The organism is Streptomyces phyllanthi, assembly GCF_009377205.1.
Lineage (GTDB): Bacteria > Actinomycetota > Actinomycetes > Streptomycetales > Streptomycetaceae > Streptomyces > Streptomyces phyllanthi.
The window spans coordinates 1-9517 of the sequence record NZ_VJZE01000369.1 but is presented as its reverse complement, the minus strand read 5'-3'; the positions used below and the strand labels follow the sequence as shown (position 1 = coordinate 9517).

Annotated in this window: 10 protein-coding genes; 6 read left to right on the top strand and 4 right to left on the bottom strand. The window is 70.2% G+C overall.

Features of this window, described 5'->3' with window-relative positions; all coding sequences use genetic code 11:
• The first annotated feature begins 184 nt into the window (after positions 1–184).
• From FNH04_RS34565 to FNH04_RS34545, 5 genes are all read left to right on the top strand, one after another.
• Positions 185–571, top strand: a complete 387-nt coding sequence (locus FNH04_RS34565; protein WP_152789802.1) for a hypothetical protein — start codon at positions 185–187, stop codon at positions 569–571.
• A 161-nt stretch (positions 572–732) separates the two neighbouring features.
• Positions 733–1686, top strand: coding sequence for a glycosyltransferase family 2 protein (locus FNH04_RS34560; RefSeq protein ID WP_152789801.1), 954 nt, complete (start codon positions 733–735; stop codon positions 1684–1686).
• Between the two features lie 93 nt (positions 1687–1779).
• The gene (locus tag FNH04_RS34555) at positions 1780–2364 is read left to right on the top strand and encodes an RNA polymerase sigma factor (protein WP_152789800.1); all 585 of its coding nucleotides are present in this window, start codon (positions 1780–1782) and stop codon (positions 2362–2364) included.
• Positions 2351–3025: a hypothetical protein gene (locus FNH04_RS34550; RefSeq protein ID WP_322724703.1), complete on the top strand. Its 675-nt coding sequence runs from the start codon at positions 2351–2353 to the stop codon at positions 3023–3025. The genes FNH04_RS34555 and FNH04_RS34550 overlap by 14 nt, the downstream gene beginning before the upstream one ends.
• Positions 3026–3100: 75 nt before the next feature.
• Complete coding sequence (locus tag FNH04_RS34545; protein WP_152789798.1) at positions 3101–3307, top strand: Imm32 family immunity protein; 207 nt, start codon at positions 3101–3103, stop codon at positions 3305–3307.
• A gap of 77 nt (positions 3308–3384) precedes the next feature.
• On the opposite strand, the gene FNH04_RS49525 is transcribed toward FNH04_RS34545, so the two are convergent.
• On the bottom strand, positions 3385–4911 hold the full coding sequence (locus FNH04_RS49525) for a helix-turn-helix domain-containing protein (protein WP_152789797.1): 1527 nt from the start codon (positions 4909–4911) through the stop codon (positions 3385–3387).
• A 7-nt stretch (positions 4912–4918) separates the two neighbouring features.
• On the bottom strand, positions 4919–5188 hold the full coding sequence (locus tag FNH04_RS34535) for a hypothetical protein (protein ID WP_152789796.1): 270 nt from the start codon (positions 5186–5188) through the stop codon (positions 4919–4921).
• Positions 5189–5910: 722 nt separating this feature from the next.
• Between FNH04_RS34535 and ligA the strand changes: the two genes are divergently transcribed.
• Entirely contained in the window at positions 5911–7998 is a 2088-nt protein-coding gene (gene ligA, locus FNH04_RS34530; RefSeq protein WP_194236908.1) for an NAD-dependent DNA ligase LigA, read from the top strand.
• 100 nt (positions 7999–8098) lie between these two features.
• Here the strand turns inward: ligA and FNH04_RS34525 are convergent, their stop codons facing one another.
• Positions 8099–8287: a hypothetical protein gene (locus tag FNH04_RS34525; RefSeq protein WP_152789794.1), complete on the bottom strand. Its 189-nt coding sequence runs from the start codon at positions 8285–8287 to the stop codon at positions 8099–8101.
• A 57-nt stretch (positions 8288–8344) separates the two neighbouring features.
• On the bottom strand, positions 8345–9487 hold the full coding sequence (locus FNH04_RS34520) for a substrate-binding domain-containing protein (RefSeq protein WP_322724700.1): 1143 nt from the start codon (positions 9485–9487) through the stop codon (positions 8345–8347).
• Positions 9488–9517: the final 30 nt, after the last annotated feature.

Sequence of the window (9517 nt, the reverse complement as noted above, 5' to 3'; positions counted from 1 at the left end):
GGGAGGCGCCGGGGCCGGTACACAGGCGCCGAGTCGCACACCGATAGCTCGCACGGAGTAATCGTTTTGCGACGTCGAGTAATGAAATCCTACGGTGGCGCTACTGCCCCGGCCGTGGAGTTCACCGGCCCGAGACGGCAGATCCTTCCCCCGAACGAAAGGCCCCACCGTGAAAGCCCGTGTCATGTCCTCCCTGGCCCTCCCTGCCGCGCTGGCGACCGCCGGACTGCTCAACACCGCGGAGGCGGCCTACGCCGCCGCCCTCGGTACGGACACCGTGACGGCGTCGTCGGCATCCGCGCACCAGCAGCAGTCGATAAGCGGCGACGTCACGCTCACCCCCGGGTCAGGGCACCCCTGCACGCCGGTCGGCAACGTCACCGTCACCGACTACGGCCACTGCTGCACGCCCGTCGGCAACATCACGGTCACCGACTACAGCCACTGCTGCACGCCCGTCGGCAACATCACCGTCTGCGACTACGGGCACCACCAGGAGCACGGACAGCACCACCACGGCCGCGATCACCACCACAAGCAGCACCACGGGGTGAGGCAGCCCTCCATGTAGCACGCGATCCGACGGGTCTGCTGCGACGGGGCCGGCCCGCTCTCCGAGCCCGGCCCGGGGGGGGGCAGCAAAAGCAGGCACCGGACAACAACGGACGACACCGGACGACACGGAATTCCGCACATCAGCGAACCCGCCCCAGCGAACCCGAAAGACGGCGCATGTCCCACGGATCCGACCCTGTGGTCTCGGTGGTCATCCCCTGCCACGACTACGCCCGCTATCTGCCCGACGCCGTGTCCAGCGTCCTCGCTCAGACGTTCCGCGACTGGGAGCTCGTCGTCGTCGACGACGGCAGCACCGACGACACCGCCGAGGTGGCCCAGGGTCTGATCGCCCGTCACCCCGACCGGCGCATCAGGCTGGTCCGACGGGACAACGCCGGGGTCTCCGCCGCGCGCAACACCGGGATCGAGGCGAGCGCGGGACGCTACATCCTGCCGCTGGACGCCGACGACGTGATCGCTCCGACGATGCTCGAGAAGACCGTCGCGGTGCTGGACGGCGCCCCCGGCACCGCCATCGCCTCGACCGATGTGTTCACGTTCACCGACGACGACCTGCCCCCGCAGGCGATGCCCCTCCCCGCCTACAGCAGGGAGCTGATGCTCCAGCGGCTGATCATGTTCTACTGCTCGCTGTACCGCCGTGAGGCGTGGCAGACCGTCGGCGGGTACGACGAGAGCATGCGGGCGGGAGAGGACTGGGACTTCTGGATCGGCTGCGTCGAGCACGGCTTCGACGCCCACCACATCCATGAGCCCCTGTTCGGGGCGCGCAACAAGGACACCGGACTGCACCTGGAAGCCGCCGAGAACGACCTGGCCATCCGGGCCCGTATCGTGGCCAACCACCCCGGTCTGTTCAAGCCGATCACCCGCGGCTGGGCCCACGCCGTGCTCAGCCAGGACGCGGAGGCCTGTCTGCGGGACGAGCACGTGCCCGACGACATCCTCACCCGGGCCGCAGAGATGGACCAGTTCCTCGGCGCGGTCATGGCGCTGCAGCGCACGACGCGCGTGCAGTACTACCACATCCAGCGACTGGAGAAGGCGCTGGCCGAGCGGAGCGACACCGCGGCCATGGAGGTCGGAACCCGCCTCAGCAGCTCGTGAGCCCTGACGTCCCTGTGCACGGCGGGGTGCTGACAGGGTCGTACGGCGCTGAAAGGATCGCACCGCTGCCGGACAGGGCTGGGTGTGGAATCCATGACGGAACAGGTGCCCTCCCGGGAGTCGCACGCCCGTTTCGAGGCGCTGGCGCAGGCGGTGGTGGAGCCGCTGCACCGGTATCTGGTGCGGCGGGCGGATGCCGACGTGGCCGAGGACGTCCTCTCGGAGACGCTGCTCGTGCTCTGGCGTCGTATCGACGACGTACCGGGGCTCGGAGCGGGGCCCGTGGCCGACCCCGATGACGTACTGCCCTGGTGCTACGGCGTGGCACGGGGCTGTCTGGCCAACGCCCGCCGGGCGGACGGACGCCGGCTCCGGCTGGTGGAGCGGCTGACCCGGACGCGCGAGGCGCTCCCGACCGCACCGGCCGACCACACCGAGCTGCACGCGGCACTCGACAAACTCGGTGCGCTGGACCGTGAGGTGGTGCTCCTCTGGGCGTGGGAGGAGCTGACGCCGCGCCAGATCGCGGAGGTGACCGGCATGACCTCCAACGCCGTGAGCATCCGGCTGCACCGGGCGAAGAAGAAACTCGCCGCACTGCTGGAGCGAAAGAACGGCGCACCCGTCGGACATGAGACGGACGAAGGGAAGAAAGGAGCAGTCGGTGAACGACCTTGAGCTGCTGGCCCGCCTGAAGGCCGCGGACCCGGCACTGACCTCTGACGCTCCACTGCCCGACGTCAACCGTCTTGTGGAGGCCACGATGACCATCGACACCGGCACCCGACCGGAGAAGAGCACCAACGGCACCGGCACCCGACCGGAGACGAGCAGCGTCGAGACCGCCACCCGGCCGGCGAAGAGCACCCTGGGCGGAGGCCGGCGCCGCCTGCTCCCCATGGCGGCGGCCGCGGCTCTGCTCGTGGTGGGAGGCGGTGTCACCTGGGGAGTGATGGCCGCCGACGAGCGGCCGGACAGCGCCCGGTCCTCCTCGACCGCTCCGCTGGCTCTGACCGCCGAGGGCGCCGACGGGGCAACCCAAGCCCTGTGCGTGGAAGCCACCGTCGACCTGCTGCGCGGCTATCCCGTCGCCTTCGAGGGCACGGTGACCTCCGAGGAGGGCCTGCGGGTCGATCTCCGCGTCGACCACTGGTTCCGCGGCGGCGACGCCACCACGGTCAGGCTCACCCACCACGAGCTGCACCCGGAGGCGATCGCACTCAAGGTCGGTCAGCGCTACCTCGTGACCGCCGAGGACGGCGTGGTCCCGATCTGCGGCGGCACGATCGAGGCCACGGAGGAGACCAGGAGCCTGTACCGCCGAGCCTTCGAGAACTGAGCGAACCCTTGGGTCCGGACCTGATCCCGCCCACCGTGAGGCAGGCGCCACAAGGCCCCGCTGTAGCGTGACCGCATGGATGAACCCCGCATCAAGGTGTACGGCTCGGCCACCGAGATCACTGTCGCGGCCAACGCCGCAGGGCTGCGCGCCCTTGCCGAGCGACTCCTCGGCCTCGCCGATCCCGAACTCCGGGACGGCTACCACGAGCACCTCGAGAGCGGCATCAACCTCGAGGACGGCTCGATCAGCCTGATCCTGGCACGCGACGAAAGGCTGTAGACCTCGGTGCGGCCCGGCATCACGGTGCGGCGGGCGCCCTGGGACGCAGACCGCTGATGACCGTCACCGCACACACCTCACTCACTCGGAGGGGCATGAGGAGCGTGCCGGGACGGGGGCGGTTCCTCAGGGGCGGCTCGGCGTATGACGATCGGCGGGATCGGCCTGCTGCCGGGGATGTTGATGCGGATTCGGGTGGTCAAGGTAGGTGTGGTGGGACGGGGATCCGGTTTCGCATCGGCTTGGTGACTCCGGCGGGGTGCGAAGAACTCGCTGAGTGCTTGGTGGCTGGGGGGAGGCCGCCGCTCCGTCGTGTGTGCGCCGAGCGCGGTGACGGGTCCGGCGTTGGTGATCCGGGGCCAGGCGCCCGGGGTGGTCGTGCCGGTGCCCGGGGTGGTCGTGCCGGTGCCCGGGGCCGGGGGCGGGATGTCGTCGGCTTCGTGGTACTCGTGGCAGAGACGGCAACGGCCGTCCGCTGTCGTGGCAGCCGGTGGTGCCTGGTCGCTGATCGTCTCCAGGTTGTCGGCGTCCTGCGCCCGGGACGGGGACAGGCCGGACGGGAAGGGCCAGGAGCCTCCGGGGACCCGGCGCGGCAGCGTGGGGCGTTCCGCTGCTTCGGGCACTCGGAGTGACAGCGTGGGGGTGTCCTGGGGACTCGCCTCGGGCCGGTCCGGGAGGCGTGCGGCACTCGGTGCGACAGGGGCGTGGCTGCAGTCGCTGCACAGAGCGGCGCGCCAACCCGTGGAGTCGTCGTAGCCGAACGAGGGCCGCTGGCACTGCGGGCAGGAGAGAACTCCGCGTCGCTGCGCCTGGTCGACGAGAAGTTCTCGGGTCATCCGGGCAGCCTTGTGAGCCTCCGTGTCGCTGGTGTCGGGGATGTGGACGAGGAGCTTGAGACCTGGTTCCCGGCGGGCGGAGGACTCCAGGTCGCTCATGAGCAGTTGCAGGTCGCGCGGAGTGACACGGTCGTGGGTGGTCAGGCGGTCGAGGAGGCCGGACTGGCCGTGGTCGCGCAGGCGGCTGCGGGCGCTGCGCCGGTCGCGGTCCGCACGGTCCCAGGCCTTGCCCCATTCAGGGAGGTCCGACTTCCGGACACCGAAGACTTCCGCGAAGGCGAGGACGAAGAGGCGGCTGGGTGTGGAGCGGCCCTTCAGGACCCGCCCGGCCGTGCTGTGGGGCAGGCGTCCCAGGCCGCCTATCCGTGCGTCCAGGCTTCGCAGGGGCGGGCTGCCCCCGTTCTGGTAGAGGTCGACGATGGCGGAGTGCAGATCGGCGAAGTCCTTGACGACGCTGATGTGCACGCCGCCGCGGTGCCCGCTGAGAACACCCACGGCTCGGGCCTCGTCGCGACGTGCCAGTTTCCAGTACTTCTCGGCCTCTTTGACGGACAGGTCGCAGGCCCGGGCGTAGGCGAGAACAACGTCCAGGTTTCTGGGCACGCTGCGTCCGGACGCGGCGCGGGCCAGGGTGTCGGCGCTGAATTCCGTGCGGGCTGCGAGCTGTTCGTAGGTCAGCCCTGCCGCCTCGCGGCCGGCGCGAAGCCAGGCCGCGAGGGAGCGCAGGGTTCTGCCGCATTGGCCGATCGGGTTCTCACGGCGGCCCATCCGGCTGTCAGGCTCCCGTGGGTGCCGACTCGTCCCGGCCAGGTGCCGACTCGTCCCGGCCAGGTGCCGACTCGTCCCGGCTGGAGCCACGCAGCTGGCGCAGGAGCAGGACACCGAGTGTTCCTGCCTCTGCGATCAGGATCGCCACGCTGGCGGCCGGAAGGCCCACGGCGGCCAAGGCGCCCGCGACGACGATGATGACGATCAGGACGACGGCCTCCGGGCCGGTCACGGGACGCGGCCGGGAAGTGGCCGTGCCGCAGGGCAACAGGTTCAACGCTTCTCCATCGGTTCGTTCTGTGTAGTGCGGGCCAACGACGTTGTGGTGCAAGGCGGTTGCCGCCGCCTTCGTGGCAAGTGATGTTGCAGCATCTGCCGCCGGAGGGCTAACCCGCGGCAGGCGATTCCGCAGGAGCGTCCCTGCGGTGGTCTCGGCCCGGGCCACGACCTCCTTCGTCATGCCCGCTGGTCAGAGCACTGAGGCCGGATGATTAGCCGCAGATGTGTCCCACCTTTGTGACGTGCCGTCCCAGCCCTCGGAAAGATTTCCGCATCGGTGTCCCGCACGTTGGAGGAGGTTCTGGCCACTGGCTGAACTGCTCCGTCCCAGCTGAGAGCCATGGAAGCGACGAGGTTTCCGCAGTTCCGTCCTTGTGTTGACCTGACGGCACGCCATACCCGATCTTTGATCCTGCACCCGCAACGGCCCCGGGCCGGGGCGGTGCTTCTCCGATGTACTGCGGGCAATCAGTGATCCGGAGACGCAAAGAAGACGCGTTGCCGCGCGTCTTCACCAGGTCCTGGCGTCGCTCGCCGGCGCCAGGACCTTCTTCCGGACCGCGGGTCCGGCGCCGGTTCGTGGCAGGCCTGGAGACATACGACGGATGCCCGGCCGCGCTGTCGCTGACGAGACGCGGCTGCCACCCGCCCGTTCGCGCGGTGGCGTCCCGGTCTGTTGGACGAGGCGCGTTGTCAGTGGTGGCAGGCAGGATGACCGGCATGACAACACCAGTCGCAGTGATCGTGGATGCCGCCGCCTACGCGCGGGCGGTCGAGGATGCGGTGCGGGCGTCGGCCGCCTACTACACGGGCGGCACCTCGGTGCTGGATGACGACGCCTACGACCGGCTGGTCCGCGGCATTGCGGCCTGGGAGGCCGACCATCCCGACCAGGTGCTGCCCGAGTCACCGACCGGGAAGGTCGCCGGCGGTGCCGTGGAGGGGGACGTGCCGCACACGGTGGCGATGCTGAGCCTGGACAACGTGTTCTCGGCCGAGGAGTTCACCTCGTGGACGGCGTCGCTGGCCCGGCGCATCGGGCACGAGGTGGAGCAGTTCAGTGTCGAGCCGAAGCTCGACGGCCTGGCGATCGCCGCCCGCTACACCCGCGGCCGCCTCACCAGACTCATCACCCGCGGTGACGGGACGGCCGGGGAGGACGTCTCGCACGCGATCGGCACCATCGAGGGCCTGCCCGACGAGCTGACCGAGCCGGTCACGGTGGAGGTGCGGGGCGAAGTCCTGATGACCACGGCCCAATTCGAGCATGCCAACGAGGTGCGCACCGCGCACGGCGGCCAGCCGTTCGCGAATCCGCGCAACGCGGCCGCGGGCACGTTGCGGGCCAGGGACCGGGCCTACACCGTGCCGATGACCTTCTTCGGCTACGGTCTGCCGGCACTGTCCGGCACGGACGCCGAGCTCGCCGGGCGGCTGGGCGAGCTGCCCCACAGCGAGCTGATGAAGTGGACCGGAGAGCTGGGGGTGAACACCACCGCGAGCACCGCCGTGCCCGGTGTCACCGCCGGCACGGTCGAGGACGTCCTGGCGCGGGTGAAGGAGATCGCCGCGCTGCGGGCCGAGTTGCCTTTCGGGATCGACGGGATCGTCGTCAAGGCCGACCTGGCCGCCGACCAGCAGGCCGCCGGTTCCGGATCGCGCGCGCCGCGCTGGGCGATCGCCTACAAACTGCCCGCCGTCGAGAAGATCACCCGGCTGGTGGCGGTGGAGTGGAACGTCGGGCGCACCGGGATCATCGCCCCGCGCGGTGTGCTGGAGCCCGTGGAGATCGACGGTTCCACCATCACCTACGCCACCCTTCACAACCCGGCCGACATCACCCGCCGCGACCTGCGCCTGGGCGACCACGTCATGGTCCACCGCGCAGGCGACGTGATCCCCCGCATCGAGGCCCCCGTCGCGCAGCTGCGCACCGGCGGGGAACAGCCCATCGCCTTTCCCGAGGCGTGCCCGCGATGCGGAGCCGGCATCGACACCAGTGAGCAGCGTTGGCGCTGCGAGAACGGCCGCAACTGCCACCTGGTCGCTTCCCTGTCGTACGCCGCCGGCCGGGACCAGCTCGACATCGAGGGCCTGGGCCACACGCGCGTTGTCCAGCTCGTCGAGACGGGCCTGGTCACGGATCTCGCCGACCTGTTCACCCTCACCCGCGACCAGCTCCTCGGTCTGGACCGCATGGGCGAGACCAGCACCGACAACCTCCTGGCCGCGCTCGCCGCGGCGAAGGAGCAGCCGCTGTCGCGGGTACTGTGCGCGCTCGGGATACGCGGCACCGGCCGCTCCATGTCCCGCCGCATCGCCCGGTACTTCGCCACCATGGACAACATCCGCGCCGCCGACGCCGAAGCGATCCAACAGGTCGACGGCATCGGCAAGGAGAAGGCGCCGTCCATCGTCGCCGAACTCGCCGAACTCGCCCCGCTCATCGACAAACTCGCCGCTGCCGGGGTGAACATGACCGAGCCCGGAGCCACCCCGCCCACCACCGCGGACGGCGACGCGGACGGTCACACGCGGGGTTCGGAAGCCGGGGGCGGGCCGCTGACCGGGATGACGGTGGTGGTCACCGGCGCGATGACCGGCATCCTGGAGAAGCTCAGCCGGAACCAGATGAACGAGCTCATCGAGCGCGCGGGCGGACGCTCCTCCTCCAGCGTCTCCAAGAAGACCAGCCTGGTCGTGGCGGGCGAGAACGCCGGATCGAAGCGCGCCAAGGCCGAGACGCTCGGCATTCGCCTGGCCGGCCCCGACGAGTTCGCCGCACTCGTCGCCGACTACGTCAACTGACCTTTGGATCGCCGTGCGGAACTCGCCGAGGCCATCGGCACCGAGGCCGGGGCCCTCGTCCACCGGTCTGCCCCATGCGACCGAGAGGCCGCCCATGGGCCTACTCGTCGCTGCTGCTCGATCCGTTCCGGCCCCGGCTCCCCTTCATCCCCGCACTCAGCAGTTCGCCCGCCGTGACCGTCACGGTCGACACCACCCGGACCCAGCGGGGCCCGCCGCGCGCCGCCCACACCACACACACGCACCCGCCGACGACGAGCGCCAGGACACCGAGCAGCACCAGGATCATGTTCCCCCACCTCTGTGTTCGTACGGTTCCGGTGATCCTCTCAGATGCCCTGGTCCCCTACTCGCCCCAGATCTTCCGGTAGGCCTCGCGGTAGCCCTCGGCGTCCCAGGACAGTGCGCCACCGCTGTTGGCCGCGGTGGTGATGTGGACCGGGGCGACATATCCGCTGGCCGGTCTGCCGGAGAAGGCGCGGTTGAACTCGTCGACGATCTGCCAGCCCTGTTCGGACAGCGGCTCGGGCACGGTGGCCGCCTGGAACTCCCCGCCGTTGATCCGCCGGAAGGCCGAGGCGTCGCCGTCACCGGCACCGATGTTGTACGGCGCGCCGGTGCCCTGCTTGCCGGCGGCGCGCAGCGCGGGGGCCGCGTGGTCGAAGTACAGGTCGTTGATGGCGGCGGAGTGGGTCCACTTGGCGCCGAACCGGGAGAGGAGGGAGGAGACCGCCTTGACGGTGCGGCTGTTGGCCCGCGGGATGGGGATGTCCTCGTAGCTCAGCAGGGTGACGTCGGAGCAGGTGGAGAGTCTCTTCTTGATCAGTTCGGACTTGCGCTTGGCGAAGGGTATCGACATGTCGGTGAACAGCACGACGCCCGCACGGCCGTTGGACCGGGCGATGATCCAGTCGGCGCTGATCTGCGCGACGTCCTCGACATCGGTGGTGATGTTGCTGAAGAGCTTCGGGTCCGCCTCGGGGCCGGGTGCGGTGACGGAGTGCCAGCCGATCAGCGGGATACCGGCGGCGTTGGCCTGCCGCACCTGCTGGGGAGCGGTTGTGGGGTCGAAACCGCCGAGGACGATACCGGAGGGCTTGAGGGCGATGGCCTTCGCGAGCGCGGCCTGGATACCGAAGGGCGTGCCTTCGCCGTTGATGACGCGGACGCGCCAGCCGATGATGTCCGCGGCTTCCTGAACGCCCTTGGCGACACCGGCGACACCGGGGTTGGTCATGGTCTGGGCGACGTAGACGATCGTCTTGCCGGGGAAGGCCTTGGGTCCGGTGGTGGGGCCCGACCAGGGGGCGTTGATGTTCTCGGCCTTCTTGACGGCCTGTTTCGCCTTGGCGAGGGCGGCGGGGCAACCGCTTTCGGAGGAGCCGGCCGTGGCCGCCTCGGGGGTGGAGCCTCTGTTGCAGCCGGTGACGGCGGTCGTCACGGCCAGAAGCGCGGCTGCTGTCGCTACCGCCTTGCGAGTGGGGTGCACGGGATGTCTCCTTGCGGGGCAAGAGAACGT

Bases quoted from the DNA above. Each gene is read 5' to 3' on its own strand.
- FNH04_RS34525 (WP_152789794.1), bottom strand. From the start codon at position 8,287: ATGATCCTGGTGCTGCTCGGTGTCCTGGCGCTCGTCGTCGGCGGGTGC.
- FNH04_RS34545 (WP_152789798.1), top strand. From the start codon at position 3,101: ATGGATGAACCCCGCATCAAGGTGTACGGCTCGGCCACCGAGATCACT.
- FNH04_RS34565 (WP_152789802.1), top strand. From the start codon at position 185: ATGTCCTCCCTGGCCCTCCCTGCCGCGCTGGCGACCGCCGGACTGCTC.
- FNH04_RS49525 (WP_152789797.1), bottom strand. From the start codon at position 4,911: ATGGGCCGCCGTGAGAACCCGATCGGCCAATGCGGCAGAACCCTGCGC.
- FNH04_RS34560 (WP_152789801.1), top strand. From the start codon at position 733: ATGTCCCACGGATCCGACCCTGTGGTCTCGGTGGTCATCCCCTGCCAC.
- FNH04_RS34555 (WP_152789800.1), top strand. From the start codon at position 1,780: ATGACGGAACAGGTGCCCTCCCGGGAGTCGCACGCCCGTTTCGAGGCG.
- ligA (WP_194236908.1), top strand. From the start codon at position 5,911: ATGACAACACCAGTCGCAGTGATCGTGGATGCCGCCGCCTACGCGCGG.